The 26,132-nt window shown below is 50.6% G+C and carries 47 protein-coding genes; 40 read left to right on the top strand and 7 right to left on the bottom strand.

Annotation, left to right across the window (positions count from 1 at the left end):
* From ACOTYH_RS21660 to bfr, 3 genes are all read left to right on the top strand, one after another.
* The coding region (locus ACOTYH_RS21660) for a hypothetical protein (RefSeq protein ID WP_001184434.1) at positions 1 to 78 on the top strand (78 nt) is incomplete at its 5' end.
* 178 nt (positions 79 to 256) lie between these two features.
* On the top strand, positions 257 to 451 hold the full coding sequence (bfd, locus tag ACOTYH_RS21655; protein ID WP_003863268.1) for a bacterioferritin-associated ferredoxin: 195 nt from the start codon (positions 257 to 259) through the stop codon (positions 449 to 451).
* Positions 452 to 523: 72 nt separating this feature from the next.
* Positions 524 to 1,000 (top strand): bacterioferritin, encoded by a 477-nt coding sequence (gene bfr / locus ACOTYH_RS21650; RefSeq protein WP_003863270.1) that lies wholly within the window; start codon positions 524 to 526, stop codon positions 998 to 1,000.
* Here bfr and ACOTYH_RS21645 read toward each other — a convergent pair.
* A complete protein-coding gene (locus tag ACOTYH_RS21645) occupies positions 984 to 1,457 on the bottom strand; it encodes a prepilin peptidase (RefSeq protein WP_017383731.1) in 474 nt (157 codons plus the stop codon). The genes bfr and ACOTYH_RS21645 overlap by 17 nt on opposite strands.
* Positions 1,458 to 1,837: 380 nt before the next feature.
* Between ACOTYH_RS21645 and rpsJ the strand changes: the two genes are divergently transcribed.
* From rpsJ to ACOTYH_RS21490, 31 genes are all read left to right on the top strand, one after another.
* The gene (gene rpsJ / locus ACOTYH_RS21640) at positions 1,838 to 2,149 is read left to right on the top strand and encodes a 30S ribosomal protein S10 (protein WP_001181005.1); all 312 of its coding nucleotides are present in this window, start codon (positions 1,838 to 1,840) and stop codon (positions 2,147 to 2,149) included.
* 32 nt (positions 2,150 to 2,181) lie between these two features.
* Positions 2,182 to 2,811: a 50S ribosomal protein L3 gene (rplC, locus tag ACOTYH_RS21635; RefSeq protein ID WP_003863274.1), complete on the top strand. Its 630-nt coding sequence runs from the start codon at positions 2,182 to 2,184 to the stop codon at positions 2,809 to 2,811.
* A 10-nt stretch (positions 2,812 to 2,821) separates the two neighbouring features.
* Complete coding sequence (gene rplD, locus ACOTYH_RS21630) at positions 2,822 to 3,427, top strand: 50S ribosomal protein L4 (protein ID WP_000424395.1); 606 nt, start codon at positions 2,822 to 2,824, stop codon at positions 3,425 to 3,427.
* On the top strand, positions 3,424 to 3,726 hold the full coding sequence (gene rplW / locus ACOTYH_RS21625; protein ID WP_000617546.1) for a 50S ribosomal protein L23: 303 nt from the start codon (positions 3,424 to 3,426) through the stop codon (positions 3,724 to 3,726). The genes rplD and rplW overlap by 4 nt, the downstream gene beginning before the upstream one ends.
* 17 nt (positions 3,727 to 3,743) lie before the next feature.
* Complete coding sequence (rplB, locus tag ACOTYH_RS21620; RefSeq protein ID WP_000301859.1) at positions 3,744 to 4,565, top strand: 50S ribosomal protein L2; 822 nt, start codon at positions 3,744 to 3,746, stop codon at positions 4,563 to 4,565.
* Between the two features lie 16 nt (positions 4,566 to 4,581).
* A complete protein-coding gene (rpsS, locus tag ACOTYH_RS21615) occupies positions 4,582 to 4,860 on the top strand; it encodes a 30S ribosomal protein S19 (RefSeq protein ID WP_001138117.1) in 279 nt (92 codons plus the stop codon).
* 14 nt (positions 4,861 to 4,874) lie between these two features.
* Positions 4,875 to 5,207 carry a 50S ribosomal protein L22 gene (rplV, locus tag ACOTYH_RS21610; protein ID WP_002919773.1) on the top strand — a complete coding sequence of 111 codons (333 nt, stop codon included), beginning with the start codon at positions 4,875 to 4,877 and terminating at the stop codon, positions 5,205 to 5,207.
* Between the two features lie 17 nt (positions 5,208 to 5,224).
* Positions 5,225 to 5,926: a 30S ribosomal protein S3 gene (rpsC, locus tag ACOTYH_RS21605; protein ID WP_000529945.1), complete on the top strand. Its 702-nt coding sequence runs from the start codon at positions 5,225 to 5,227 to the stop codon at positions 5,924 to 5,926.
* Between the two features lie 12 nt (positions 5,927 to 5,938).
* Positions 5,939 to 6,349 (top strand): 50S ribosomal protein L16, encoded by a 411-nt coding sequence (gene rplP, locus ACOTYH_RS21600; protein WP_002919759.1) that lies wholly within the window; start codon positions 5,939 to 5,941, stop codon positions 6,347 to 6,349.
* A complete protein-coding gene (gene rpmC, locus ACOTYH_RS21595) occupies positions 6,349 to 6,540 on the top strand; it encodes a 50S ribosomal protein L29 (protein ID WP_003863282.1) in 192 nt (63 codons plus the stop codon). The genes rplP and rpmC overlap by 1 nt, the downstream gene beginning before the upstream one ends.
* Complete coding sequence (gene rpsQ / locus ACOTYH_RS21590; protein ID WP_002438707.1) at positions 6,540 to 6,794, top strand: 30S ribosomal protein S17; 255 nt, start codon at positions 6,540 to 6,542, stop codon at positions 6,792 to 6,794. Before rpmC ends, rpsQ begins: the two co-directional genes overlap by 1 nt.
* Before the next feature lie 166 nt (positions 6,795 to 6,960).
* On the top strand, positions 6,961 to 7,332 hold the full coding sequence (rplN, locus tag ACOTYH_RS21585; protein WP_002919748.1) for a 50S ribosomal protein L14: 372 nt from the start codon (positions 6,961 to 6,963) through the stop codon (positions 7,330 to 7,332).
* Positions 7,333 to 7,342: 10 nt separating this feature from the next.
* Complete coding sequence (gene rplX, locus ACOTYH_RS21580; protein ID WP_003863287.1) at positions 7,343 to 7,657, top strand: 50S ribosomal protein L24; 315 nt, start codon at positions 7,343 to 7,345, stop codon at positions 7,655 to 7,657.
* A gap of 14 nt (positions 7,658 to 7,671) precedes the next feature.
* The gene (gene rplE, locus ACOTYH_RS21575; RefSeq protein WP_003863290.1) at positions 7,672 to 8,211 is read left to right on the top strand and encodes a 50S ribosomal protein L5; all 540 of its coding nucleotides are present in this window, start codon (positions 7,672 to 7,674) and stop codon (positions 8,209 to 8,211) included.
* A gap of 14 nt (positions 8,212 to 8,225) precedes the next feature.
* A complete protein-coding gene (gene rpsN, locus ACOTYH_RS21570) occupies positions 8,226 to 8,531 on the top strand; it encodes a 30S ribosomal protein S14 (RefSeq protein WP_003863291.1) in 306 nt (101 codons plus the stop codon).
* Positions 8,532 to 8,561: 30 nt separating this feature from the next.
* Positions 8,562 to 8,954, top strand: a complete 393-nt coding sequence (gene rpsH / locus ACOTYH_RS21565) for a 30S ribosomal protein S8 (protein ID WP_006178918.1) — start codon at positions 8,562 to 8,564, stop codon at positions 8,952 to 8,954.
* A 12-nt stretch (positions 8,955 to 8,966) separates the two neighbouring features.
* Positions 8,967 to 9,500, top strand: coding sequence for a 50S ribosomal protein L6 (gene rplF, locus ACOTYH_RS21560; RefSeq protein WP_006178917.1), 534 nt, complete (start codon positions 8,967 to 8,969; stop codon positions 9,498 to 9,500).
* A gap of 9 nt (positions 9,501 to 9,509) precedes the next feature.
* Positions 9,510 to 9,863, top strand: coding sequence for a 50S ribosomal protein L18 (gene rplR / locus ACOTYH_RS21555; RefSeq protein ID WP_003863297.1), 354 nt, complete (start codon positions 9,510 to 9,512; stop codon positions 9,861 to 9,863).
* Positions 9,864 to 9,877: 14 nt separating this feature from the next.
* Positions 9,878 to 10,378 carry a 30S ribosomal protein S5 gene (gene rpsE, locus ACOTYH_RS21550; RefSeq protein ID WP_003863299.1) on the top strand — a complete coding sequence of 167 codons (501 nt, stop codon included), beginning with the start codon at positions 9,878 to 9,880 and terminating at the stop codon, positions 10,376 to 10,378.
* Positions 10,379 to 10,384: 6 nt separating this feature from the next.
* The gene (gene rpmD, locus ACOTYH_RS21545) at positions 10,385 to 10,564 is read left to right on the top strand and encodes a 50S ribosomal protein L30 (protein WP_003863301.1); all 180 of its coding nucleotides are present in this window, start codon (positions 10,385 to 10,387) and stop codon (positions 10,562 to 10,564) included.
* Between the two features lie 3 nt (positions 10,565 to 10,567).
* Entirely contained in the window at positions 10,568 to 11,002 is a 435-nt protein-coding gene (gene rplO / locus ACOTYH_RS21540; RefSeq protein WP_003863304.1) for a 50S ribosomal protein L15, read from the top strand.
* Between the two features lie 7 nt (positions 11,003 to 11,009).
* The gene (gene secY / locus ACOTYH_RS21535) at positions 11,010 to 12,341 is read left to right on the top strand and encodes a preprotein translocase subunit SecY (protein ID WP_003863305.1); all 1,332 of its coding nucleotides are present in this window, start codon (positions 11,010 to 11,012) and stop codon (positions 12,339 to 12,341) included.
* 31 nt (positions 12,342 to 12,372) lie between these two features.
* Positions 12,373 to 12,489: a 50S ribosomal protein L36 gene (gene rpmJ / locus ACOTYH_RS21530; RefSeq protein ID WP_000868187.1), complete on the top strand. Its 117-nt coding sequence runs from the start codon at positions 12,373 to 12,375 to the stop codon at positions 12,487 to 12,489.
* 146 nt (positions 12,490 to 12,635) lie between these two features.
* Positions 12,636 to 12,992, top strand: a complete 357-nt coding sequence (gene rpsM, locus ACOTYH_RS21525; RefSeq protein WP_003863308.1) for a 30S ribosomal protein S13 — start codon at positions 12,636 to 12,638, stop codon at positions 12,990 to 12,992.
* 16 nt (positions 12,993 to 13,008) lie between these two features.
* Positions 13,009 to 13,398 carry a 30S ribosomal protein S11 gene (rpsK, locus tag ACOTYH_RS21520; protein WP_003863312.1) on the top strand — a complete coding sequence of 130 codons (390 nt, stop codon included), beginning with the start codon at positions 13,009 to 13,011 and terminating at the stop codon, positions 13,396 to 13,398.
* A 32-nt stretch (positions 13,399 to 13,430) separates the two neighbouring features.
* Entirely contained in the window at positions 13,431 to 14,051 is a 621-nt protein-coding gene (gene rpsD, locus ACOTYH_RS21515) for a 30S ribosomal protein S4 (protein WP_003863314.1), read from the top strand.
* A gap of 25 nt (positions 14,052 to 14,076) precedes the next feature.
* Positions 14,077 to 15,066, top strand: coding sequence for a DNA-directed RNA polymerase subunit alpha (locus tag ACOTYH_RS21510; RefSeq protein WP_002919219.1), 990 nt, complete (start codon positions 14,077 to 14,079; stop codon positions 15,064 to 15,066).
* 40 nt (positions 15,067 to 15,106) lie between these two features.
* Positions 15,107 to 15,490: a 50S ribosomal protein L17 gene (rplQ, locus tag ACOTYH_RS21505; protein WP_001216368.1), complete on the top strand. Its 384-nt coding sequence runs from the start codon at positions 15,107 to 15,109 to the stop codon at positions 15,488 to 15,490.
* Positions 15,491 to 15,597: 107 nt separating this feature from the next.
* Positions 15,598 to 15,966, top strand: a complete 369-nt coding sequence (locus ACOTYH_RS21500) for a DUF1992 domain-containing protein (RefSeq protein ID WP_023295520.1) — start codon at positions 15,598 to 15,600, stop codon at positions 15,964 to 15,966.
* 2 nt (positions 15,967 to 15,968) lie between these two features.
* Positions 15,969 to 16,394, top strand: a complete 426-nt coding sequence (gene zntR, locus ACOTYH_RS21495) for a Zn(2+)-responsive transcriptional regulator (RefSeq protein WP_003863328.1) — start codon at positions 15,969 to 15,971, stop codon at positions 16,392 to 16,394.
* Between the two features lie 57 nt (positions 16,395 to 16,451).
* The gene (locus ACOTYH_RS21490; RefSeq protein WP_017383729.1) at positions 16,452 to 16,667 is read left to right on the top strand and encodes an alternative ribosome-rescue factor A; all 216 of its coding nucleotides are present in this window, start codon (positions 16,452 to 16,454) and stop codon (positions 16,665 to 16,667) included.
* Here the strand turns inward: ACOTYH_RS21490 and mscL are convergent, their stop codons facing one another.
* From mscL to def, 5 genes are all read right to left on the bottom strand, one after another.
* Positions 16,668 to 17,081, bottom strand: coding sequence for a large-conductance mechanosensitive channel protein MscL (gene mscL, locus ACOTYH_RS21485; RefSeq protein WP_003863335.1), 414 nt, complete (start codon positions 17,079 to 17,081; stop codon positions 16,668 to 16,670). It lies immediately after the preceding gene.
* A 146-nt stretch (positions 17,082 to 17,227) separates the two neighbouring features.
* Complete coding sequence (gene trkA / locus ACOTYH_RS21480; protein ID WP_003863337.1) at positions 17,228 to 18,604, bottom strand: Trk system potassium transporter TrkA; 1,377 nt, start codon at positions 18,602 to 18,604, stop codon at positions 17,228 to 17,230.
* Positions 18,605 to 18,626: 22 nt separating this feature from the next.
* Positions 18,627 to 19,913 (bottom strand): 16S rRNA (cytosine(967)-C(5))-methyltransferase RsmB, encoded by a 1,287-nt coding sequence (rsmB, locus tag ACOTYH_RS21475; RefSeq protein WP_033488169.1) that lies wholly within the window; start codon positions 19,911 to 19,913, stop codon positions 18,627 to 18,629.
* A gap of 52 nt (positions 19,914 to 19,965) precedes the next feature.
* Positions 19,966 to 20,913 carry a methionyl-tRNA formyltransferase gene (fmt, locus tag ACOTYH_RS21470; protein ID WP_058689038.1) on the bottom strand — a complete coding sequence of 316 codons (948 nt, stop codon included), beginning with the start codon at positions 20,911 to 20,913 and terminating at the stop codon, positions 19,966 to 19,968.
* 24 nt (positions 20,914 to 20,937) lie between these two features.
* Entirely contained in the window at positions 20,938 to 21,447 is a 510-nt protein-coding gene (gene def / locus ACOTYH_RS21465; protein WP_015571402.1) for a peptide deformylase, read from the bottom strand.
* 127 nt (positions 21,448 to 21,574) lie between these two features.
* Here def and dprA point away from each other — a divergent pair, with 127 nt between their 5' ends.
* Genes dprA through ACOTYH_RS21435 form a run of 6 tightly spaced genes read left to right on the top strand, consistent with a single transcriptional unit; the run spans position 21,575 to position 25,358 of the window.
* Positions 21,575 to 22,699, top strand: a complete 1,125-nt coding sequence (gene dprA, locus ACOTYH_RS21460) for a DNA-protecting protein DprA (RefSeq protein WP_017693885.1) — start codon at positions 21,575 to 21,577, stop codon at positions 22,697 to 22,699.
* Positions 22,671 to 23,144, top strand: a complete 474-nt coding sequence (smg, locus tag ACOTYH_RS21455; RefSeq protein WP_086626674.1) for a DUF494 family protein Smg — start codon at positions 22,671 to 22,673, stop codon at positions 23,142 to 23,144. Before dprA ends, smg begins: the two co-directional genes overlap by 29 nt.
* A gap of 26 nt (positions 23,145 to 23,170) precedes the next feature.
* Positions 23,171 to 23,725: a type I DNA topoisomerase gene (locus ACOTYH_RS21450; RefSeq protein ID WP_017383725.1), complete on the top strand. Its 555-nt coding sequence runs from the start codon at positions 23,171 to 23,173 to the stop codon at positions 23,723 to 23,725.
* Positions 23,718 to 24,290 (top strand): L-threonylcarbamoyladenylate synthase type 1 TsaC, encoded by a 573-nt coding sequence (gene tsaC / locus ACOTYH_RS21445; protein ID WP_421637889.1) that lies wholly within the window; start codon positions 23,718 to 23,720, stop codon positions 24,288 to 24,290. The genes ACOTYH_RS21450 and tsaC overlap by 8 nt, the downstream gene beginning before the upstream one ends.
* A gap of 4 nt (positions 24,291 to 24,294) precedes the next feature.
* Positions 24,295 to 25,113: a shikimate dehydrogenase gene (aroE, locus tag ACOTYH_RS21440; RefSeq protein WP_310865377.1), complete on the top strand. Its 819-nt coding sequence runs from the start codon at positions 24,295 to 24,297 to the stop codon at positions 25,111 to 25,113.
* Positions 25,110 to 25,358 (top strand): DUF1488 domain-containing protein, encoded by a 249-nt coding sequence (locus ACOTYH_RS21435; RefSeq protein ID WP_015571398.1) that lies wholly within the window; start codon positions 25,110 to 25,112, stop codon positions 25,356 to 25,358. Before aroE ends, ACOTYH_RS21435 begins: the two co-directional genes overlap by 4 nt.
* Here ACOTYH_RS21435 and ACOTYH_RS21430 read toward each other — a convergent pair.
* Entirely contained in the window at positions 25,334 to 25,888 is a 555-nt protein-coding gene (locus ACOTYH_RS21430) for a gamma carbonic anhydrase family protein (RefSeq protein WP_058689040.1), read from the bottom strand. The two genes, ACOTYH_RS21435 and ACOTYH_RS21430, sit on opposite strands and share 25 nt — an antisense overlap.
* Between the last annotated feature and the right edge of the window lie 244 nt (positions 25,889 to 26,132).

The following is a 26,132-nucleotide window of genomic DNA, read 5'->3' as shown; positions in this document are numbered from 1 at the left end:
GACGACGGTCTGCGTTTCGCAATCCGTGAAGGCGGCCGTACCGTTGGCGCGGGCGTTGTTGCTAAAGTTCTGGGCTAATTAATTATCCCTGAAATAAAAAGGACGCTCCGGCGTCCTTTTTTGTTTTCTGCCGTTGGGGCATTGTCATAAAAATTCGCATTTTTTGCTTTCTCCCGCCACGTATTCCGACGCCCGCGCTATTGTAATCATAACCATTCTCACTTACACTTTGCGCATATTTTGAACGGGAGTCTTTATGTACGTTTGTTTATGTAATGGTGTAAGCGACAAAAAAATTCGTCAGGCCGTTCGCCAGTTTCAACCACAATCTTTCCAGCAGCTTCGCAAGTTTGTTCCGGTGGGAAATCAATGCGGTAAATGCGTTCGCGCAGCGCGGGAGATCATGCAGGACGAACTGATGCAGATCCCGGAATTCAAAGAGATCGCGTAAGCCTCTATCTTTTTTTTGACATCCCCGTAGCCCGATCTACGCTTCAATGAGTGGAAGCGGAGGGACTATATAATGAAAGGTGATGTTAAAATCATAAGTTATCTCAATAAATTATTGGGAAATGAGCTTGTCGCAATCAATCAGTATTTTCTCCATGCAAGAATGTTTAAAAACTGGGGACTGACTCGCCTCAACGATGTTGAATACCATGAGTCCATTGATGAAATGAAACACGCCGATAAATACATTGAGCGTATTTTATTCCTCGAAGGCATTCCTAACCTACAGGATCTCGGAAAACTGGGCATCGGAGAAGATGTCGAAGAGATGCTGCGTTCTGATCTCCGGCTGGAGCTGGAGGGTGCAAAAGATCTGCGTGAAGCCATTGCCTATGCGGACAGCGTACATGACTACGTCAGCCGCGATATGATGATCCAGATCCTGGCCGATGAAGAAGGGCACATCGACTGGCTTGAGACCGAACTGGATCTCATTAGCAAAATTGGCCTACAGAACTACCTTCAGTCTCAGATCAAAGTGGAAAGTTAATCAGGCTTTCCCAGCCAACGCATAAACCCGCTGCCGCCAGAAATGGCCCAAAAGGCAGTGGGTTTTTTAATGCCTGCTTATCAGGGGTAAACAACGAGAAAGCAACCAGATACAGCAGAGCCATTAACGCGGCCACTAATGCCAGTATTGGTAGTACACACCAGCCATGCCATGCCCCCAGCGCCGCCAAATATTTTATGTCGCCATATCCCATCCCTTCACGTCGGCAGATGAGCCGGTATCCCCAATAGATAATGGCGAATCCGGCGTATCCTGTCATCGCACCCACTACCGCGCTCGGCAAAAAATCAGGATGGAGACAAAGCTGGTAGAGCAGGCCCGTCCACAGCAGCGGGCAAAGAAATTTATCGGGAAGAAGCCCCGTGCGAATATCGGTGCGAACAAGCAAGGCCGATAACGCAAAATAGATCAGCAGAAAGGGGAGGGACAGTAGCATAGCGAGAGCCTCAAAATGGTTTGAGCGCATACTCGTAATAATCTGCATGCCCGGCAATGTGTAAAAACAGCAAATGCGTAGCGGCTTCAGACATAGAGTTGAGAAGGGATACTTTGCATAAAAAATTGCGCGGCCTTACGTATAGTACGTCTTTGGCGCTTAATTTCTAAACGGCACTTGCGTCTTTCTCTGATTTACGTATAATGCGCGGGCTTGTCGTAATTGACGGCGGGTTCAATCTGAACCAGAGTAGCTCACTTTGTTACTCAACAATGCTCCCAATTGGGGAGCTACGTAAGAACGGTTACACTCTCCCATCAATCGTAATGGGTTTGAGGAGTAATCATTTTCGTTTATAAAATAATTGGAGCTCTGGTCTCATGCAGAACCAAAGAATCCGTATCCGCCTTAAAGCGTTTGATCATCGTCTGATCGATCAATCAACCGCGGAAATCGTCGAGACTGCTAAGCGCACTGGTGCGCAAGTCCGTGGTCCGATCCCGCTGCCGACCCGCAAAGAGCGCTTTACCGTTCTGATCTCTCCGCACGTTAACAAAGATGCGCGTGATCAGTACGAAATCCGCACTCACAAGCGTCTGGTTGACATCGTTGAGCCAACTGAGAAAACCGTTGATGCTCTGATGCGTCTGGATCTGGCTGCCGGTGTAGACGTGCAGATCAGCCTGGGTTAATCAGGTCATCGAGCGATTGAGAGGTTGAAACAATGATTGGTTTAGTCGGTAAAAAAGTGGGTATGACCCGCATCTTCACTGAAGATGGCGTTTCTATCCCAGTAACCGTAATCGAAGTTGAAGCAAACCGCGTTACTCAGGTTAAAGATCTGGCTAACGATGGCTACCGCGCTATTCAGGTTACCACTGGTGCTAAAAAAGCTAACCGTGTAACCAAACCAGAAGCGGGTCACTTCGCTAAAGCTGGCGTTGAAGCTGGCCGTGGTCTGTGGGAATTCCGTCTTGCTGAAGGCGAAGAGTTCACCGTAGGTCAGGACATTAGCGTTGAGCTGTTTGCTGACGTTAAAAAAGTTGACGTAACCGGTACCTCTAAAGGTAAAGGTTTTGCTGGTACCGTTAAGCGCTGGAACTTCCGTACCCAGGACGCTACTCACGGTAACTCCTTGTCTCACCGCGTTCCGGGTTCTATCGGTCAGAACCAGACTCCGGGCAAAGTGTTCAAAGGCAAGAAAATGGCAGGTCAGCTGGGCAACGAACGTGTAACCGTTCAGAGCCTGGACGTAGTACGTGTTGACGCTGAGCGCAACCTGCTGCTGGTTAAAGGTGCGGTCCCGGGTGCAACCGGTAGCGACCTGATCGTTAAACCAGCTGTGAAGGCGTAAGGGGATAGCAATGGAATTAGTATTGAAAGACGCGCAGAGCGCGCTGACTGTTTCCGAAACTACCTTCGGTCGTGATTTCAACGAAGCGCTGGTTCACCAGGTTGTTGTTGCTTATGCAGCTGGTGCTCGTCAGGGTACTCGTGCTCAGAAGACTCGTGCTGAAGTAACTGGTTCAGGCAAAAAGCCATGGCGCCAGAAAGGTACCGGCCGTGCGCGTTCAGGTTCTATCAAGAGCCCGATCTGGCGTTCAGGTGGCGTGACCTTCGCTGCGCGTCCACAGGACCACAGTCAAAAAGTTAACAAAAAGATGTACCGCGGCGCGCTGAAAAGCATTCTGTCCGAACTGGTACGTCAGGATCGTCTGATCGTTGTCGAGAAGTTCTCTGTTGAAGCGCCTAAAACTAAGCTGCTGGCACAGAAACTGAAAGACATGGCTCTGGAAGATGTGCTGATCATCACCGGTGAGCTGGACGAGAACCTGTTCCTGGCCGCGCGTAACCTGCACAAGGTTGACGTACGCGACGCGACTGGTATCGACCCGGTTAGCCTGATCGCCTTCGACAAAGTCGTAATGACTGCTGATGCTGTTAAGCAAGTTGAGGAGATGCTGGCATGATTCGTGAAGAACGTCTGCTGAAGGTGCTGCGCGCACCGCACGTTTCTGAAAAAGCGTCTACTGCGATGGAAAAAACAAACACCATCGTTCTCAAAGTTGCTAAAGACGCGACCAAAGCAGAGATCAAAGCTGCTGTGCAGAAACTGTTTGAAGTCGAAGTCGAAGTCGTTAACACCCTGGTAGTTAAAGGGAAAGTTAAACGTCACGGACAGCGTATCGGTCGTCGTAGCGACTGGAAAAAAGCTTACGTCACCCTGAAAGAAGGCCAGAACCTGGACTTCGTTGGCGGCGCTGAGTAAGTCGGAGGAGTAATACAATGGCAGTTGTTAAATGTAAACCGACATCTCCGGGTCGTCGCCACGTAGTTAAAGTGGTTAACCCTGAGCTGCACAAGGGCAAACCTTTTGCTCCGTTGCTGGAAAAAAACAGCAAATCCGGTGGTCGTAACAACAATGGCCGTATCACCACTCGTCACATCGGTGGTGGCCACAAGCAGGCTTATCGTATTGTTGACTTCAAACGCAACAAAGACGGTATCCCAGCAGTTGTTGAGCGTCTTGAGTACGATCCGAACCGTTCCGCGAACATCGCGCTGGTTCTGTACAAAGATGGCGAACGCCGTTACATCCTGGCCCCTAAAGGCCTGAAAGCTGGCGACCAGATTCAGTCTGGCGTTGATGCTGCAATCAAAGCAGGCAACACCCTGCCGATGCGCAATATCCCGGTTGGTTCTACCGTTCATAACGTAGAAATGAAACCAGGTAAAGGCGGTCAGCTGGCGCGTTCCGCGGGTACTTACGTTCAGATCGTTGCGCGTGACGGTGCTTATGTCACCCTGCGTCTGCGTTCTGGTGAAATGCGTAAAGTCGAAGCAGACTGCCGCGCTACTCTGGGCGAAGTTGGCAATGCTGAGCATATGCTGCGCGTTCTGGGTAAAGCTGGTGCTGCACGCTGGCGTGGTGTTCGTCCTACCGTTCGCGGTACTGCGATGAACCCAGTCGACCACCCACATGGTGGTGGTGAAGGTCGTAACTTTGGTAAGCACCCGGTAACTCCGTGGGGCGTTCAGACCAAAGGTAAGAAGACCCGCAGCAACAAGCGTACTGATAAATTTATCGTACGTCGCCGTAGCAAATAATTTTAGAGGATAAGCCATGCCACGTTCTCTCAAGAAAGGTCCTTTTATTGACCTGCACTTGCTGAAGAAGGTAGAGAAAGCGGTGGAAAGCGGAGACAAGAAGCCCCTGCGCACTTGGTCCCGTCGTTCAACGATCTTTCCTAACATGATCGGTTTGACCATCGCTGTCCATAATGGTCGTCAGCACGTTCCAGTCTTTGTTACCGACGAAATGGTTGGTCACAAACTGGGTGAATTCGCACCGACTCGTACTTATCGCGGCCACGCTGCTGATAAAAAAGCGAAGAAGAAATAAGGTAGGAGGAAGAGATGGAAACTTTAGCTCAACATCGCCATGCTCGTTCTTCTGCACAGAAGGTTCGCCTTGTTGCTGACCTGATTCGCGGTAAGAAAGTGTCGCAGGCCCTGGACATCCTGACCTATACCAACAAGAAAGCTGCGGTATTGGTCAAGAAAGTACTGGAATCTGCCATTGCTAACGCTGAACACAACGATGGCGCTGACATCGACGATCTGAAAGTCGCGAAAATTTTCGTAGATGAAGGCCCAAGCATGAAGCGCATTATGCCGCGTGCGAAAGGTCGTGCAGATCGCATCCTGAAGCGCACCAGCCACATTACTGTGGTTGTGTCCGATCGCTGAGACTCTGGAGACTAGCAATGGGTCAGAAAGTACATCCTAATGGTATTCGCCTGGGTATTGTAAAACCATGGAACTCTACCTGGTTTGCGAACACCAAAGAATTCGCTGACAACCTGGACAGCGATTTTAAAGTACGTCAGTACCTGACTAAGGAACTGGCTAAAGCGTCTGTATCTCGTATCGTTATCGAGCGTCCAGCTAAGAGCATCCGTGTGACTATTCACACTGCTCGCCCTGGCATCGTTATCGGTAAGAAAGGCGAAGACGTAGAAAAACTGCGCAAGGTCGTAGCGGATATCGCTGGCGTTCCTGCACAGATCAATATCGCTGAAGTTCGTAAGCCTGAACTGGACGCTAAATTGGTTGCTGACAGCATCACTTCTCAGCTGGAACGTCGCGTTATGTTCCGTCGTGCTATGAAGCGTGCTGTACAGAACGCAATGCGTCTGGGCGCTAAAGGTATCAAAGTTGAAGTTAGCGGCCGTCTGGGCGGCGCGGAAATCGCACGTACCGAATGGTACCGCGAAGGTCGCGTACCGCTGCACACTCTGCGTGCTGACATCGACTACAACACCTCTGAAGCGCACACCACTTACGGTGTAATCGGCGTTAAGGTATGGATCTTCAAAGGTGAGATCCTGGGTGGTATGGCTGCTGTTGAACAACCGGAAAAACCGGCTGCTCAACCTAAAAAGCAGCAGCGTAAAGGCCGTAAATAAGGAGCGTCGCTGATGTTACAACCAAAGCGTACAAAATTCCGTAAAGTGCACAAAGGCCGCAACCGTGGTCTGGCGCAGGGTACGGATGTTAGCTTCGGCACTTTCGGTCTGAAAGCTGTTGGCCGTGGTCGTCTGACTGCACGTCAGATCGAAGCAGCACGTCGTGCAATGACCCGTGCAGTTAAGCGTCAAGGTAAGATCTGGATCCGTGTATTCCCGGACAAACCGATCACCGAGAAGCCACTGGAAGTTCGTATGGGTAAAGGTAAAGGTAACGTGGAGTACTGGGTTGCCTTGATCCAACCGGGCAAAGTCCTTTATGAAATGGACGGTGTTCCGGAAGAGCTGGCCCGTGAAGCCTTCGGCCTGGCAGCAGCGAAACTGCCTATCAAAACCACCTTTGTAACTAAGACGGTGATGTAATGAAAGCAAAAGAGCTGCGTGAAAAAAGCGTTGAAGAGCTGAACGCTGAGCTGCTGAACCTGCTGCGTGAGCAGTTCAACCTGCGTATGCAGGCTGCAAGTGGCCAGCTGCAACAGACTCACCTGCTGAAGCAAGTGCGTCGCAATGTTGCGCGCGTTAAGACTTTACTGACTCAGAAGGCGGGTGCGTAATGACCGATAAAATCCGTACTCTGCAAGGTCGTGTTGTTAGCGATAAAATGGAGAAATCCATTGTTGTAGCTATCGAACGTTTTGTGAAACACCCGATCTACGGTAAATTCATCAAGCGTACGACCAAACTGCACGTACATGACGAGAACAACGAATGTGGTATCGGCGACAAGGTTGAAATCCGTGAATGCCGTCCACTGTCCAAGACTAAGTCCTGGACGCTGGTTCGCGTTGTAGAGAAAGCGGTTCTGTAATAGAGTACGCATTCTCAATACGAATAAACGGCTCAGCGATGAGCCGTTTATTTTTTCTACCCATATTGCAGTAGCGGTGTTATAATGCCGCGCCCTCGATATGGGGCTTTTTAACGGCTCTGATTTTAGAGTCTCAGGTAGTAGTTGACATTAGCGGAGCACTAAAATGATCCAAGAACAGACTATGCTGAACGTCGCCGACAACTCCGGTGCACGTCGCGTAATGTGTATCAAGGTTCTGGGTGGCTCGCACCGTCGCTACGCAGGCGTAGGCGACATCATCAAGATCACCATCAAGGAAGCAATTCCACGTGGTAAGGTCAAAAAAGGTGATGTGCTGAAGGCGGTAGTGGTGCGCACCAAGAAGGGTGTTCGTCGCCCTGACGGTTCTGTCATTCGCTTCGATGGTAATGCATGCGTTATTTTAAACAATAACAGCGAGCAGCCTATCGGCACGCGTATCTTTGGGCCGGTAACTCGTGAACTTCGTACTGAGAAGTTCATGAAAATTATCTCTCTGGCACCAGAAGTACTCTAAGGAGCGAATCATGGCAGCGAAAATCCGTCGTGATGACGAAGTTATCGTGTTAACCGGTAAAGATAAAGGTAAACGCGGTAAAGTAAAAAATGTTCTGTCTTCCGGCAAACTTGTCGTTGAAGGTATCAACCTGGTTAAGAAACATCAGAAGCCGGTTCCGGCCCTGAACCAACCAGGCGGCATCGTTGAAAAAGAAGCTGCTATTCAGGTTTCTAACGTTGCAATCTTCAATGCGGCTACCGGCAAGGCTGACCGTGTAGGCTTTAGATTCGAAGACGGTAAAAAAGTCCGTTTCTTCAAATCTAACAGCGAAACTATCAAGTAATTTGGAGTAGTACGATGGCGAAACTGCATGATTACTACAAAGACGAAGTAGTTAACAAACTCATGACTGAGTTTAACTACAATTCTGTCATGCAAGTCCCTCGGGTCGAGAAGATCACCCTGAACATGGGTGTTGGTGAAGCGATCGCTGACAAGAAACTGCTGGATAACGCAGCAGCTGACCTGACAGCAATCTCCGGTCAAAAACCGCTGATCACCAAAGCACGCAAATCTGTTGCAGGCTTCAAAATCCGTCAGGGCTATCCGATCGGCTGTAAAGTAACTCTGCGTGGCGAACGCATGTGGGAGTTCCTTGAGCGCCTGATCACTATTGCTGTTCCACGTATCCGTGACTTCCGTGGCTTGTCCGCTAAGTCTTTCGACGGTCGTGGTAACTACAGCATGGGTGTCCGTGAGCAGATCATCTTCCCAGAAATCGACTACGATAAAGTCGACCGCGTGCGTGGTTTGGATATTACCATTACCACTACTGCGAAATCTGATGAAGAAGGCCGTGCTCTGCTGGCTGCCTTTGACTTCCCGTTCCGCAAGTAAGGTAGGGTTACTGAATGGCTAAGCAATCAATGAAAGCACGCGAAGTAAAGCGCGTAGCTTTAGCTGATAAATTCTTCGCTAAACGCGCTGAACTGAAAGCGATCATTTCTGATGTGAACGCTTCCGACGAAGATCGTTGGAATGCGGTTCTCAAGCTGCAGTCTCTGCCGCGTGATTCCAGCCCGTCTCGTCAGCGTAACCGCTGTCGTCAAACAGGTCGTCCACATGGTTATGTGGGCAAGTTTGGGTTGAGCCGTATCAAACTGCGTGAAGCCGCCATGCGCGGTGAAGTGCCAGGCTTGAAAAAGGCTAGCTGGTAATTACCAATTGAATCACGGGAGTAAAGACAGATGAGCATGCAAGATCCGATCGCGGATATGCTGACCCGTATCCGTAACGGTCAGGCCGCGAACAAAGTTGCGGTCACCATGCCTTCCGCCAAGCTGAAAGTGGCAATTGCCAACGTGCTGAAGGAAGAAGGTTTTATCGAAGATTTTAAAGTTGAAGGCGACACCAAGCCGGAACTGGAACTTACTCTCAAGTATTTCCAGGGTAAAGCTGTTGTAGAAAGCATTCAGCGTGTCAGCCGCCCAGGCCTGCGCATCTATAAGAAAAAAGATGAGCTGCCAAAAGTAATGGCTGGTCTTGGTATCGCAGTTGTTTCTACCTCTAAAGGTGTTATGACTGATCGTGCAGCGCGCCAGGCTGGTCTTGGTGGCGAAATTATCTGCTACGTAGCCTAATCGGAGGAAAGAATGTCTCGTGTTGCTAAAGCACCGGTCGTTATTCCTGCCGGCGTTGATGTAAAAATCGACGGTCAGGTTATTACGATCAAAGGTAAAAACGGCGAGCTGACTCGTACCCTCAACAATGCTGTTGAAGTTAAACATGCAGATAACGCTCTGACCTTCGGTCCACGTGATGGTTTCGTGGATGGATGGGCTCAGGCTGGTACCGCGCGTGCCCTGCTGAACTCAATGGTTGTTGGTGTTACCGAAGGCTTCACTAAAAAGCTTCAGCTGGTTGGTGTAGGTTATCGTGCAGCTATCAAAGGGAATGCAGTAGGCCTGTCTCTGGGCTTCTCACACCCTGTTGAGCATCCGCTGCCGGCCGGTATCACTGCAGAATGCCCGACTCAGACTGAAATCGTGCTGAAAGGCGCTGATAAACAGCTGATCGGTCAGGTTGCAGCAGATCTGCGCGCCTACCGTCGTCCTGAGCCTTATAAAGGCAAGGGTGTTCGTTACGCCGACGAAGTCGTGCGTACCAAAGAGGCTAAGAAGAAGTAAGGTAACACTATGGATAAGAAATCTGCTCGTATCCGTCGTGCGACCCGCGCACGCCGCAAGCTCAAAGAGCTGGGTGCAACTCGCCTGGTGGTACATCGTACCCCGCGTCATATTTACGCACAGGTAATTGCACCGAACGGTTCTGAAGTTCTGGTAGCTGCTTCTACTGTAGAAAAAGCTATCTCAGAACAATTGAAGTATACCGGTAACAAAGACGCCGCAGCAGCTGTAGGTAAAGCTGTCGCTGAACGCGCTCTGGAAAAAGGCATCAGCAATGTTTCCTTTGACCGTTCCGGGTTCCAATATCATGGTCGTGTCCAGGCACTGGCAGATGCTGCCCGTGAAGCTGGCCTTCAGTTCTAAGGTAGAGGTGTAAGATGGCTCACATCGAAAAACAGGCTGGCGAACTGCAGGAAAAGCTGATCGCGGTAAACCGCGTATCTAAAACCGTTAAAGGTGGTCGTATTTTCTCCTTCACAGCTCTGACTGTAGTGGGTGATGGTAACGGTCGCGTTGGTTTTGGTTACGGTAAAGCGCGTGAAGTTCCAGCAGCGATCCAGAAAGCGATGGAAAAAGCCCGTCGCAATATGATTAACGTCGCGCTGAACAACGGTACCCTGCAACACCCAGTTAAAGGTGTTCACACGGGTTCTCGTGTATTCATGCAGCCAGCTTCCGAAGGTACCGGTATCATCGCCGGTGGTGCAATGCGCGCCGTTCTGGAAGTTGCTGGAGTTCATAACGTTCTGGCTAAAGCATATGGTTCCACCAACCCGATCAACGTGGTTCGTGCAACTATTGATGGCCTGGAAAATATGAATTCTCCAGAAATGGTCGCTGCCAAGCGTGGTAAATCCGTTGAAGAAATTCTGGGGTAATTGACCATGGCAAAGACTATTAAAATCACTCAAACCCGCAGTGCAATCGGTCGTCTGCCGAAACACAAGGCAACGCTGCTTGGCCTGGGTCTGCGTCGTATTGGTCATACCGTTGAGCGCGAGGATACTCCTGCTGTTCGTGGTATGGTCAACGCGGTTTACTTCATGGTTAAAGTTGAGGAGTAAGAGATGCGTTTAAATACTCTGTCTCCGGCCGAAGGCTCTAAAAAGGCGGGTAAACGCCTGGGTCGTGGTATCGGTTCTGGCCTCGGCAAAACCGGTGGTCGTGGTCACAAAGGTCAGAACTCTCGTTCTGGCGGTGGCGTACGTCGCGGTTTCGAGGGTGGCCAGATGCCACTGTACCGTCGTCTGCCGAAGTTCGGCTTCACCTCTCGCAAAGCAGCGATCACAGCGGAAATCCGTCTGTCTGACCTGGCGAAAGTTGAAGGCGGCGTTGTAGACCTGAACACGCTGAAAGCGGCTAACATTATCGGTATCCAGATCGAGTTCGCGAAAGTGATCCTGGCTGGTGAAGTTTCTACTCCGGTAACTGTTCGTGGCCTGCGTGTTACTAAAGGTGCTCGTGCTGCTATCGAAGCTGCTGGCGGTAAAATTGAGGAATAAGTAGCAGATGGCTAAGCAACCGGGATTAGATTTTCAAAGTGCCAAAGGTGGATTTGGCGAGCTGAAACGCAGACTGCTGTTTGTAATCGGCGCGCTGATTGTGTTCCGTATTGGCTCTTTTATTCCGATCCCTGGTATTGATGCCGCTGTACTTGCCAAACTGCTTGAGCAACAGCGAGGCACCATCATTGAAATGTTCAACATGTTCTCTGGTGGTGCTCTCAGCCGTGCTTCTATTTTCGCACTGGGTATTATGCCGTATATTTCGGCATCGATTATTATCCAGCTGCTGACGGTCGTTCATCCGGCCCTGGCAGAGTTGAAGAAAGAAGGGGAGTCTGGACGTCGTAAGATTAGCCAGTACACCCGTTACGGCACTCTGGTGCTGGCAATATTCCAGTCGATCGGTATTGCTACCGGTCTTCCGAATATGCCTGGTATGCAGGGCCTGGTATTAAACCCAGGCTTTGCATTCTATTTCACCGCTGTTGTAAGTCTGGTCACAGGGACCATGTTCCTGATGTGGCTCGGCGAACAGATTACTGAACGAGGTATCGGTAACGGTATCTCAATCATTATCTTCGCCGGTATCGTTGCGGGTCTCCCGCCGGCCATCGCCCATACTATCGAGCAAGCGCGTCAAGGCGACCTGCACTTCCTCCTGTTGCTGTTGGTTGCAGTATTAGTATTTGCAGTGACGTTCTTTGTTGTCTTCGTTGAACGTGGTCAACGCCGCATTGTGGTGAACTACGCTAAACGTCAGCAGGGTCGTCGTGTCTATGCTGCACAGAGCACACATTTACCGCTGAAAGTGAATATGGCGGGGGTTATCCCGGCTATCTTCGCTTCCAGTATTATTCTGTTCCCGGCAACCATCGCGTCATGGTTCGGGGGCGGTACTGGTTGGAACTGGCTGACAACAATTTCGCTGTATTTGCAGCCTGGGCAACCACTTTATGTGTTACTCTATGCGTCTGCGATCATCTTCTTCTGTTTCTTCTACACGGCGTTGGTCTTCAACCCGCGTGAAACAGCAGATAACCTGAAGAAGTCCGGTGCATTTGTACCAGGAATTCGTCCGGGAGAGCAAACGGCGAAGTATATCGATAAAGTAATGACTCGCCTGACTTTGGTTGGTGCGCTTTATATTACTTTTATCTGCCTGATCCCGGAGTTCATGCGTGATGCAATGAAAGTACCGTTCTACTTCGGTGGGACCTCACTGCTTATCGTTGTGGTCGTGATTATGGACTTTATGGCTCAAGTGCAAACTCTGATGATGTCCAGTCAGTATGAGTCTGCATTGAAGAAGGCGAACCTGAAAGGCTACGGCCGCTAACTGGTCGCCTGAGAAGTTACGGAGAGTAAAAATGAAAGTTCGTGCTTCCGTCAAGAAATTATGCCGTAACTGCAAAATCGTTAAGCGTGATGGTGTCATCCGTGTGATTTGCAGTGCCGAGCCGAAGCATAAACAGCGCCAAGGCTGATTATTTCGCATATTTTTCTTGCAAAGTTGGGTTGAGCTGGCTAGATTAGCCAGCCAATCTTTTGTATGTCTGTACGTTTCCATTTGAGTATCCTGAAAACGGGCTTTTCAGCATGGTGCGTACATATTAAATAGTAGGAGTGCATAGTGGCCCGTATAGCAGGCATTAACATTCCTGATCAGAAACATGCTGTGATCGCATTAACTTCGATCTATGGCGTCGGCAAGACCCGTTCTAAAGCCATTCTGGCTGCAGCGGGTATCGCTGAAGATGTTAAGATCAGTGAGCTGTCTGAAGAACAAATCGACACGCTGCGTGACGAAGTTGCCAAATTTGTCGTTGAAGGTGATCTGCGCCGTGAAATCAGCATGAGCATCAAGCGCCTGATGGATCTTGGTTGCTATCGCGGTTTGCGTCATCGTCGTGGTCTGCCAGTGCGCGGTCAGCGTACTAAGACCAACGCACGTACCCGTAAGGGTCCGCGCAAACCGATCAAGAAATAATCGGGGTGATTGAATAATGGCAAAGGCACCAGTTCGTGCACGTAAACGTGTAAGAAAACAAGTCTCTGACGGCGTGGCTCATATCCATGCTTCTTTCAACAACACCATCGTTACTATTACTGATCGTCAGGGTAACGCATTGGGTTGGGCAACAGCCGGTGGTTCCGGTTTCCGTGGTTCTCGCAAATCCACTCCGTTCGCAGCTCAGGTTGCAGCAGAGCGTTGCGCTGAAGCCGTAAAAGAATACGGCATCAAGAATCTGGAAGTTATGGTTAAAGGTCCGGGTCCGGGTCGTGAATCTACTGTTCGCGCTCTGAACGCCGCTGGTTTCCGCATCACGAATATTACTGATGTGACTCCGATCCCTCATAACGGTTGTCGTCCGCCGAAAAAACGTCGCGTATAACGCTCGTTTTTTAGGTTAGTTGGAGATAGAAAATGGCAAGATATTTGGGTCCTAAGCTCAAGCTGAGCCGTCGTGAGGGCACCGACTTATTCCTTAAGTCTGGCGTTCGCGCGATCGATACCAAGTGTAAAATTGAACAAGCTCCTGGCCAGCACGGTGCGCGTAAACCGCGTCTGTCTGACTATGGTGTGCAGTTGCGTGAAAAGCAAAAAGTTCGCCGTATCTACGGTGTGCTGGAGCGTCAGTTCCGTAACTACTATAAAGAAGCAGCACGTCTGAAAGGCAACACAGGTGAAAACCTGCTGGCTCTGCTGGAAGGTCGTCTGGACAACGTTGTATACCGTATGGGCTTCGGCGCGACTCGTGCTGAATCACGCCAGCTGGTTAGCCATAAAGCAATCATGGTAAACGGTCGTGTTGTTAACATCGCTTCTTATCAGGTTAAAGCGAATGACGTTGTTAGCATTCGTGAGAAAGCGAAAAAGCAATCTCGCGTGAAAGCCGCTCTGGAGCTGGCTGAGCAGCGTGAAAAGCCAACCTGGCTGGAAGTTGATGCTGGCAAGATGGAAGGTACGTTCAAGCGTCAGCCAGAACGTTCTGATCTGTCTGCGGACATTAACGAACACCTGATCGTCGAGCTTTACTCCAAGTAAAGCTTAGTACCAAAGAGAGGACACAATGCAGGGTTCTGTGACAGAGTTTCTAAAACCGCGCCTGGTAGATATCGAGCAAGTGAGTTCGACGCACGCCAAGGTGACCCTTGAGCCTTTAGAGCGTGGCTTTGGCCATACTCTGGGTAACGCACTGCGCCGTATTCTGCTCTCATCGATGCCGGGTTGCGCGGTGACCGAGGTTGAGATTGATGGTGTACTTCATGAGTACAGCACCAAAGAAGGCGTTCAGGAAGATATCCTTGAAATCCTGCTCAACCTGAAAGGGCTGGCGGTGAGAGTTCAGGGTAAAGATGAAGTTATTCTTACTCTGAATAAATCTGGCATTGGCCCTGTGACTGCAGCCGACATCACCCACGACGGTGATGTTGAAATCGTCAAGCCGCAGCACGTGATCTGCCACCTGACCGATGAGAACGCAGCTATTAGCATGCGTATCAAAGTTCAGCGCGGTCGTGGTTATGTGCCGGCTTCTGCCCGAATTCATTCGGAAGAAGATGAGCGCCCAATCGGCCGTCTGCTGGTCGACGCATGTTACAGCCCTGTAGAGCGTATTGCCTACAATGTTGAAGCAGCGCGTGTAGAACAGCGTACCGACCTGGACAAGCTGGTCATCGAAATGGAAACCAATGGCACAATCGATCCTGAAGAGGCGATTCGTCGTGCGGCAACCATCCTGGCAGAACAACTGGAAGCTTTCGTTGACTTACGTGATGTACGTCAGCCGGAAGTGAAAGAAGAGAAACCAGAATTCGATCCGATCCTGCTGCGCCCTGTTGACGATCTGGAATTGACTGTCCGCTCTGCTAACTGCCTCAAGGCAGAAGCTATCCACTATATCGGTGATCTGGTACAGCGTACCGAGGTTGAGTTGCTGAAAACGCCGAACCTGGGTAAAAAATCTCTTACCGAGATTAAAGACGTGCTGGCTTCACGTGGTCTGTCTCTGGGCATGCGCCTGGAAAACTGGCCACCGGCAAGCATTGCTGACGAGTAACCGGATCACAGGTTAAGGTTTTACTGAGAAGGATAAGGTCATGCGCCATCGTAAGAGTGGTCGTCAACTGAACCGCAACAGCAGCCATCGCCAGGCTATGTTCCGCAACATGGCAGGTTCACTGGTTCGTCATGAAATCATCAAGACGACCCTGCCTAAAGCGAAAGAGCTGCGTCGCGTAGTTGAGCCGCTGATTACTCTTGCCAAGACTGACAGCGTTGCTAATCGTCGTCTGGCATTCGCCCGTACTCGTGATAACGAGATCGTGGCAAAACTGTTTAACGAACTGGGCCCGCGTTTCGCGAGCCGTGCCGGTGGTTACACTCGCATTCTGAAGTGTGGCTTCCGTGCAGGCGACAACGCGCCGATGGCTTACATCGAGCTGGTTGATCGTTCAGAGAAAGCAGAAGCTGCTGCAGAGTAATCTGTAGTAACGTAAAAAAACCCGCCTCGGCGGGTTTTTTTATATCCGCAGAATCTCCACTTATCTACAATGTCTGTATCTTTTCTGCTCACCCCCTGGAGTTCATTATGTGGTTGCTCGATCAGTGGGCTGAACGCCATATTTGCGATGCCCAAAACAAAGGCGAGTTCGAAAATCTTCCCGGCAGCGGTGAGCCGCTGATTCTGGACGATGATTCACATATTCCCCCTGAATTACGGGCCGGTTATCGCTTACTGAAAAACGCAGGTTGTTTACCGCCTGAACTTCAGCAACGCAATGAAGCCGTCGAGCTTGCCGATCTGCTTAAAGGCATTCATAAGAATGACCCGCGGTACTCCGAAATCAGTCGTCGGTTGGCGCTCATCGAGCTAAAACTGCGCCAGACGGGAATGAATACTGACTTTTTGCATGGTGAGTACAGTGAAAGGTTAATGCAAAAAATAAACGAGGAGTAGCCATGTACCGCATAGGTGAACTTGCGAAGCTTGCTAACGTAACGCCGGATACTATCCGCTACTACGAAAAGCAGCAGATGATCGATCATGAGGTCAGAACGGAAGGTGGATTTCGCCTTTATACGGATAACGACCTGCAACGCCTTCGTTTTATCCGCTATGCACGGCAACTCGGCTTCACGCTGGAGTCGATCCGTGAACTGCTGTCGATCCGTATCGATCCTGAACATCATACGTGTCAGGAATCTAAAAGCATCGTTCAGGCCCGGCTGGATGAAGTTGAAGGACGCATTCAGGAGCTGCAAGCTATGCAGCGATCTCTGCAAAGGTTAAATGACGCGTGCTGCGGTACCGCTCATAGCAGTGTTTATTGCTCAATACTGGAAGCTCTTGAACAGGGCGCCAGTAGTGAAACTCAGGGTTGTTGATTTTTTATCAGCCAGGGACTAGACTCCCGCCGACATTAACTATGCTCAGGAGAAATGATGAGCCGCTATCAGCATACTAAGGGACAAATTAAGGATAACGCCATTGAGGCATTGCTTCACGACCCGCTTTTCAGACAGCGTGTTGAGAAGAACAAGAAAGGAAAAGGGAGTTATTTACGTAAAGGTAAACATGCACAACGGGGTAACTGGGAGGCCAGTGGCAAGCAAGCTAATCGCTTTTTTACCACTGGCCTTTCTGTTTCTGTCGCCTGATTAAACGCGGTTGTTCTGCTCTTTTAACAGATCGCGAATTTCAGTCAGTAAGACTTCTTCTTTAGTTGGTGCTGGCGGGGCAGCAGCCGGTTCTTCTTTTTTACGGTTAAGTCTGTTGATAAGTTTGATCGCCATGAAAATGGCAAATGCCACGATCACGAAATCAAATACGTTCTGAATGAATACGCCATAGTGCATTACAACCGCAGGGATATCGCCCTGAGCCTCCCGAAGGGTGAAGGCGAACTGTTTGAAATCAATGCCTCCAATCAACAGTCCTAACGGCGGCATAATAATGTCGGCGACTAATGATGAAACGATCTTACCGAACGCCGCACCAATAATGACACCCACAGCCAAATCCACCACATTCCCGCGCATCGCAAATTCGCGAAACTCTTTAATAAAACTCATTATGTTCTCCTTGTGCCAGCTGACGCCTATAAGTTTAACAAATGATTAGCTAATTGCCATTGGGGATAAATAATCGTTATGAAAAATAAAAGGCATGAAAATTAGAAGGTTAATATTTGGGTGCTCTCGTCTGAGCACCCAAATCATTACAGGAAGAACGGGCTTGGCTGGAATAAACGCTCGACGTCGGTAATAAATTTTTTATCGGTCAGGAACATAATAACGTGGTCACCCTGCTCAATACGTAAATTATCATTGGCGATCATGACATCGTTACCTCGTACTACAGCGCCGATAATGGTGCCTGGTGGAAGTTTAATTTCGTCGATCGCGCGACCAACAACGCGCGACGTCGTTTCATCCCCATGAGCGACGGCTTCAATGGCTTCAGCAACACCACGACGAAGAGACGACACGCCGACAATATCCGCTTTACGTACATGGCTTAGCAGGGCAGAAATGGTGGCTTGCTGAGGTGAAATAGCAATATCAATTACGCTACCCTGTACCAGGTCGACATAAGCCTTACGCTGGATAAGCACCATTACTTTTTTCGCCCCCATACGTTTAGCGAGCATGGCGGACATAATATTCGCTTCGTCGTCGTTGGTGACGGCAATAAAAAGATCAACCTGATCGATATGCTCTTCGGCCAGCAATTCCTGATCCGAAGCATCGCCATAAAACACGATAGTATTCTGAAGCTTTTCAGCCAGCTCCGACGCGCGCTGTTGATCTCGTTCGATCAGCTTCACGCTGTAGTCTTTTTCCAGCCGTCTCGCCAGACCTGCGCCAATATTACCGCCGCCAACCAGCATAATACGTTTATACGGTTTTTCGAGACGCTGAAGTTCACTCATCACCGCACGGATATGCTGAGAAGCCGCAATAAAGAAGACTTCATCCCCGGCTTCGACAATGGTGGACCCTTGCGGACGAATAGGTCTGTCGTGACGGAAAATCGCCGCAACACGCGTATCGATATGTGGCATATGCTCGCGCATTGTCGACAGGGCATTACCAATCAGCGGGCCGCCGTAGTACGCCTTCACGACCGCCAGGCTTACTTTTCCTTCCGCAAAGTTCACAACCTGCAACGCGCCCGGGTACTCAATCAGACGATAAATACTGTCGATAACCAGCTGTTCAGGGGCAATAAGATGGTCGATAGGTACTGCTTCGGAATTAAACAGCTTTTCCGCATCCCGGACATAGTCCGGGGAGCGAATGCGGGCGATGCGGTTCGGTGTGTTGAAAAGCGAGTAGGCCACCTGACATGCAACCATGTTGGTTTCATCTGAACTGGTTACTGCAACCAGCATGTCGGCATCGTCTGCGCCCGCCTCCCGAAGCACTCGTGGGTGAGAGCCGTGCCCCTGTACAACACGAAGATCAAACTTGTCCTGCAAAACGCGCAGGCGATCGCCATTGGTATCCACAATGGTGATATCGTTGTTTTCGCCCACGAGATTTTCCGCCAGCGTTCCGCCAACTTGCCCTGCGCCCAGAATGATAATTTTCATCTTTCGTGACCTGTTCTCAACATCACTCTTTGATTAGCTTAGCGTAAAAGAAACCATCACCCTCTTCTGCGCCCGGCAGGTTTTGCAGACCCGGGTGCTCAGGTGTTCCCGTATCATGCAGCGTAGCGTCCGGGGTGCGTTTCAGGAAAGCCGCAATTTGCTGACTGTTCTCTTCCGGAAGAACAGAGCAGGTTGCATACACCAGGGTTCCGCCGGGTTTGAGATGCGGCCAGATGGCATCCAGAATTTCGGATTGCAACTGGGCAAGCTCCTTGATATCACGATCGCGACGCAGCCATTTGATATCGGGATGACGACGAATCACGCCAGTTGCTGAGCAAGGGGCGTCCAGCAAAATACGATTGAACCTGGTATCACCACACCAGTCTGCGGGTTTACGTCCATCGCCTTGCTTAACCTGTGCTTTCATACCCAGACGCTTGAGGTTGTCATAGACGCGTGAAAGACGCTGCTCATCAACATCCACGGCCATCACGCTGGCCTGCGGCGCCACTTCCAGAATATGCGTTGTTTTCCCCCCTGGCGCTGCACAGAGATCAAGGATCTGCTCCCCGTCTTTCGGTTCAAGCCAGGTCATGCAGCCCTGAGCGGATGCGTCCTGTACCGTTACCCAGCCCTCTTCAAAACCGGGTAATGCATGTACCGGTGCAGGGGAGGCTAAACGAACCGCATCAGGATAAGCAGCGTGTGTGAAGCCGCTCATTCCGGCCTCTTCCAGCAGGGCCAGCCATGCGTCGCGGGTATGATGGTTACGATTGACGCGTAACCACATCGGCGGACGTTGGTTATTGGCATCCACAATGTCTTGCCATTGCTGTGGGTAGGCTTTTTTAAGGCGATTCAGCAGCCATTCAGGGTGCAGGAAGCGCGATTCGCTTTGCGCAAATTCTGCCAGCAGTTCGTCCTGCTGACGCTGGAACTGACGCAGCACGCCGTTAATCAATCCTTTCAGCTGGGGACGTTTAATCGAAACGGCACCCTCCACTGTCTCAGCCAGCGCAGCATGAGGTGGAATGCGGGTATGAAGAAGCTGGTAGAAACCGACCATGATCAAATAATGCACGGTACGCTGCTTGCCGCTCATCGGGCGTGACATCAGCTTATTAATTAACCATTCAAGCTGAGAGAGGGTGCGCAGCACGCCAAAGCACAGCTCCTGAAGCAGTGCTTTGTCTTTATCGGAAACCTTTTGTTGCAGTGGAGGCAGGACATTACTCAGTGACTGGCCCTGCTCGATAACCTGCTCAACGGCCTGAGCCGCCATAGTGCGTAGATTTTGTCTTTTCATAACCGTAAAAATAAAAATGCCCGGAAACACCGGGCCTTAAGAGTAAATTTGTTCAGGCAAGGCGATTGCCAGGGATGAACCATTCACGACGGGAATTTAATAGATCCTGCGCGCTCATTGCCTTTTTACCGGCCGGTTGCAGCGATTCAAGATTCAGGATCCCTTCTCCGGTCGCAACCTGGATACCGTTTTTGCTGGCGTCGATAATCATACCGGGCTCTGCCGAAGTATTGCCGTTAATAACTGAAGCTTTCCAGACTTTCACTGGCTGCTCATCAATCATCAACCAGCTCATCGGCCATGGATTAAAGGCGCGGATACAGCGTTCGAGTTGAGCTGCTGACAGGGACCAGTCGATCCGGGCTTCTTCTTTACTCAGTTTTTCAGCATAGGTCACCTGTGCTTCATCCTGCACTTCAGGTATCGCTGTATTGTCAGCAAGCTGTTGCAACGTCTCAATCAGCCCCTGCGGACCGAGATCCGCCAGCTTGTCATACAGCGTGGCGCTGGTATCTTCTGCGGTAATGGGACACGCCAGTTTATACAGCATGTCGCCCGTGTCTAAACCTACGTCCATCTTCATGATTGTCACGCCAGTTTCAGCATCGCCTGCCCACAGAGCGCGCTGAATAGGGGCTGCACCACGCCAGCGTGGGAGCAAGGAACCATGAACGTTAACACAGCCCAGGCGGGGCATATCGAGTACCGCTTTCGGCAGAATGAGGCCGTAAGCCACAACTACCATCACGTCAGCGTTCAGGTCTGCCACTAACTGCTGGTTTTCCTGAGGTCGTAATGATGCAGGCTGGAAAAGCGGCAAACCATGCGTTTCTGCCAGCACTTTAACCGGGCCAGGCATCAATTTTTTACCGCGGCCAGCCGGACGATCAGGCTGAGTAAATACGCCAACAATCTGATGACCAGACGATAGCAGCGCGTCGAGATGACGCGCCGCAAAATCAGGGGTACCCGCGAAGATTATACGTAGTGATGTAGACACGTTATTCCTTGTATCCGGGGGGCGTTAAGCGCGAGAACGTAAACGATCCAGTTTCTCAACTTTCTGACGAATACGCTGTTGCTTCAGCGGTGAGAGGTAATCGATAAACAGCTTACCGACCAGGTGATCCATCTCATGCTGAATGCAAATCGCCAGCAGATCGTCGGCTTCCAGCTCAAACGGATTGCCGTCACGATCCAGTGCGCGGATTTTAACTTTTTCGGCACGTGGCACCAAAGCGCGCTGTTCAGGGATAGACAGACAGCCTTCCTCAATACCTGTTTCGCCGCTTTTTTCCAGCATCTCAGGGTTGATCAGCACCAGGCGCTCATCACGATTTTCAGAAACGTCGATCACAATAATACGTTTGTGAATGTCTACCTGGGTTGCGGCAAGGCCAATGCCTTCTTCAGCGTACATGGTATCGAACATATCATCGACGATACGCTGAATTTCTGCATTCACTTCTTTAACCGGTTCCGCGACGATGCGAAGGCGCTCGTCAGGAATATGTAACACTTGCAAAACTGCCATAAATTTCCAGAGTCGTGTTCAGGAGTTGATAAGAATATTACTTCTATTCTAGACAAATCCCCGGTCGATTGACAGCATCAGTGACCAATCGCAAAGATTGCTGAGGCTGCTTATGGCAGGGAAAAGGATGACGTCCACAGAGATATGGTTACGGCTTATAAACATCGGGTCGTTATACGGTGACGCGATGCTGGAGATTGCGCAGAGGCTGCTTCGCCAGGCAACCGTCGATGCTGAAGCTGTCAACGCGTCAGGGCTTTCGCCCAAACATGCCGTAAAGTTTTTTTCGTTCAGTGAGAGTGAGCTTGAACGTAGTCTGGAATGGCTGGAACACACCGACAACCACCTTCTCACAGCGGATGATCCTCGCTTTCCGCCATTGTTACGTTCTATACCTGATTTTCCCGGGGCGCTATTTGTGCGAGGCCGCGTTGACGTGCTTAATAGCATGCAGCTTGCGGTTGTGGGCAGCCGTGCGCCCTCGTGGTATGGCGAGCGGTGGGGGAAAATGCTGAGTGAACAGCTATCCCAATGTGGCTTTACGATCACCAGTGGCCTGGCTTGCGGCATCGATGGTGTGGCACATCATGCGGCGTTGTCAGCAAAAGGGCGAAGTGTCGCCGTGCTTGGCAATGGTCTTTTTAGTCTCTATCCGCGTCGTCATCACATTCTGGCTGAGCAACTTATCGCTTCAGAGGGGGCGATAGTATCTGAGTTTTCACTTTCGACATCGCCCAGACCGGGTAACTTTCCACGGCGTAACCGGATCATCAGTGGGTTAAGCCAGGGCGTGCTGGTGGTCGAAGCTGCGATTCGGAGTGGATCGCTGGTTACCGCAAGGTGCGCACTGGAGCAGGGGCGTGAAGTTTTTGCGCTACCCGGCCCGTTGGGGAACCCTGGCTGCGAAGGCCCTCACTGGCTGATAAAACAGGGGGCGACGCTGGTGACCTGTAAAGAGGATATCCTGGAAAATTTGCAATATGGTTTGCATTGGTTGCAGGATGATCTCCAAAAGCGACATATTTCATCGGATCAGGAGGCAGTAGCATTGCCATTTCCCAAGCTCCTGGCTAACGTAGGAGATGAGGTAACACCTGTTGACGTTGTCGCTGAACGTGCCGGCCAACCTGTGCCAGTAACGGTAGCACAGCTACTCGAACTGGAGTTAGCAGGGTGGATCGCAGCTGTACCCGGCGGCTATGTCCGATTAAGGAGGGCATGCCATGTTCGACGTACTGATGTATTTGTTTGAGACTTACATCCACAACGAAGCAGAAATGCAGGTGGATCAGGACAAATTAACACGGGATCTGACCGACGCAGGTTTTGAGCGGGAAGATATTTATAATGCGTTGATGTGGCTGGATAAGTTGGCTGATTATCAGGACGGCCTCGTCGAACCGATGCAGCTTGCTTCTGACCCATTGTCTGTGCGCATCTATACAGCTGAAGAGTGTGAAAGGCTGGATGCCAGCTGCCGGGGATTCATTTTATTCCTCGAGCAGATTCAGGTGCTAAACCTCGAAACGAGAGAGATGGTGATAGAGCGCGTCATGGCGCTGGATACTGCTGAATTTGAACTGGAAGATCTCAAATGGGTGATCCTGATGGTTCTGTTCAACATCCCAGGCTGTGAAAATGCCTATCAGCAAATGGAAGAATTACTCTTTGAAGTGAATGAAGGTATGCTGCATTAATTCTATGTGCAGCAACAAGAGTTGTTATGGCCAAATCAGCACTCTTCACGGTGCATAAAAACGAGCCCTGCCCACAGTGTGGGGCTGAACTTGTTATTCGGTCCGGGAAACACGGTCCGTTTCTCGGTTGTTCACACTATCCGGAATGTGATTATGTCCGTCCCCTGAAAAGCCAGGCGGACGGACATATCGTCAAAATTCTGGAGGGACAGCTTTGTCCACTCTGTGGCGGCGAACTGGCGCTGCGGCAGGGGCGGTTCGGGATGTTTATTGGATGCAGCCGCTATCCGGAATGTGAACATACGGAACAAATTGATAAACCAGATGAAACGGCAATTGCCTGCCCTCAGTGCCAGCGTGGTCAATTGGTGCAGCGCCGCTCTCGTTATGGCAAGACCTTCCATTCGTGCGATCGCTATCCTGAATGCCAGTTCGTTATCAATTTCAAACCAGTAGCGGGCGTCTGCCCTCATTGCGATTATCCGTTACTTATAGAAAAGAAAACCGCGCAAGGTTTGAAACGCTTTTGCGCCAGTAAACAATGTGGAAAGCCGGTTTCGGCGGATCAAATCAGTGAATAATAACCTGCCATCAGGCTCCATCGCGCAGGCGGTGCACATCCTGAAAAAAGAAGAAGTCATCGCCTATCCAACAGAAGCCGTTTTCGGGGTCGGGTGCGATCCTGACAGCGAAGTCGCCGTTAACCGTCTGCTGGCGCTAAAACAGCGGCCTGTCGAAAAAGGATTGATTTTGATCGCTGCGAACTACGAGCAGCTTAAGCCTTATATTGATGATTCCATGCTGACACCTGCACAGCGGGAAACCATTTTCTCTGCGTGGCCTGGTCCCGTGACGTTTGTTTTCCCTGCACAACCGACAACGCCGCGCTGGCTAACCGGGCGTTTCGATTCACTCGCGGTACGCGTTACCGACCATCCCTTGGTGGTGGAGTTATGCCAGGCATTTGGTAAACCCCTGGTTTCAACCAGCGCCAACCTGACCGGGCTTCCCCCCTGTCGGACAACAGAAGAAGTTCTGGCGCAGTTCGGGAATGATTTCCCTGTAGCCGTGGGTGAAACCGGGGGGCGTCTTAACCCGTCAGAAATTCGCGATGCCTTGACCGGCGAACGTTTTCGCCAGGGATAATGTTATGGAAACCTATGCTGTTTTTGGTAACCCGATCGCGCACAGCAAGTCGCCTCTGATCCATCAGCTGTTTGCAGAGCAATTGCAGATAGATCACCCGTATGGTCGGGTTCTTGCGCCTGTTGATGCATTTATACCGACGCTGAATAGCTTTTTTGATGCGGGTGGTAAAGGTGCGAACGTCACGGTGCCTTTTAAAGAAGAGGCTTTCGGGCGTGCGGATGAGCTGACCGAGCGTGCCTCGCTCGCTGGTGCCGTCAATACCCTTAAGCGGCTCGAAGATGGTAGCCTTCTGGGCGATAACACCGATGGCATAGGTTTACTCAGCGATCTGGAACGACTGTCGTTTATTAAACCAGGCTTTCGGATCCTGCTGATCGGCGCGGGTGGCGCGTCGCGCGGCGTATTGCTTCCTCTTCTTTCGCTGGATTGTGCGGTGACAATCACCAACCGTACCTTCTCCAGAGCAGAAGAGCTGGCGGCGTTGTTCGCACACACAGGCAGCGTAACTGCGGTAGCACTTGACGATCTCGCGAGTCACGAATTTGATCTTGTGATTAATGCCACCTCAAGCGGTATTAATGGAGAGATCCCGGCGATTCCTGCATCCCTGGTTCATTCCCACATCTACGCCTATGACATGTTTTATCAAAAAGGGAAAACGCCATTTCTGACCTGGTGTGAACAACAGGGGGCAAAACACGTGGCTGATGGTCTGGGCATGCTGGTGGGGCAGGCGGCTCATGCGGTGCTACTCTGGCATGGCGTGTTACCTGCTGTAGAACCGGTGATCGAAAAGCTGAAACAGGAACTGATGGCATGAATCAGGCGATTCATTTTCCCGACAGAGAAATCTGGGATGAAAATAAGCAAGCGGTTTGTTTCCCGGTGCTGGTGCATGGAATGCAGCTCACCTGTGCGATTAAAGGGGAGACGTTGCATCAGCGCTTTGGTGGTTCAGATCCGTTAGCGGTCTTTTGCGAAAATCGCTGGGATCTGGAAGAGGAAGCCAGCGATTTGATCCGCGATCAGCAGGAAGACGATCAGGGTTGGGTCTGGTTATCCTGATCCAGATAGTCATTCTTCCATTTAACGTAATTGTTCGCTGAGTATTTCAATCCTTCGATCTCCGCCTCTTTTAGGGGGCGGATCTGTTTAACCGGACTGCCTAAATAGAGATAGCCACTTTCCAGACGTTTGTTTTGCGGAACAAGGCTTCCTGCGCCAATCATTACGTCATCTTCTACTATGACGCCATCCAGCAAAATCGATCCCATCCCAACGAGAACCCTGTTACCGATTGTGCAACCGTGGAGCATCACTTTATGACCGACGGTGACATCTTCCCCAATGATGAGCGGATTGCCCTCAGGGTTATAAGATGATTTATGAGTCACATGCAGCACGCTGCCGTCCTGAATATTGGTGCGTGCACCGATTGCAACGTAGTTAACATCGCCCCGGATCGCGACGAGTGGCCAGATGCTGACATCATCGGCCATGCGAACATCACCAATGACCACGCTGCTGGCATCGATCATCACGCGATCGCCTATTTGGGGGAACAGATCTTTATAAGGACGTAATACTGCAAACATATCTACCTCGATACAGATGAGCGCTATTAAAGAAGACTTTGATCGTATTCCTGGATCGAGGCAAGGCAAAATGCGTCAATTTTTAAGCGGATCGGGTGGGTTTTCAGCGAAAAGAACGGAAAATCATCAGTTGGAAAAAAAGATCTAAAAAATACTTGTGCTAAAAACTGGGATCCCTATAATGCGCCTCCATCGACACGGCGGATGTGAATCACTTCACAGATAACCCGGTCGGTTGAAGAGA

Origin of the sequence: Enterobacter cloacae complex sp. SHL001 (assembly GCF_049236825.1) — a bacterium.
GTDB classification, from domain to species: domain Bacteria; phylum Pseudomonadota; class Gammaproteobacteria; order Enterobacterales; family Enterobacteriaceae; genus Enterobacter; species Enterobacter hormaechei_C.
Note: the sequence above shows the minus strand (reverse complement) of the source record. Positions and strands in the feature narration are given on the sequence as shown.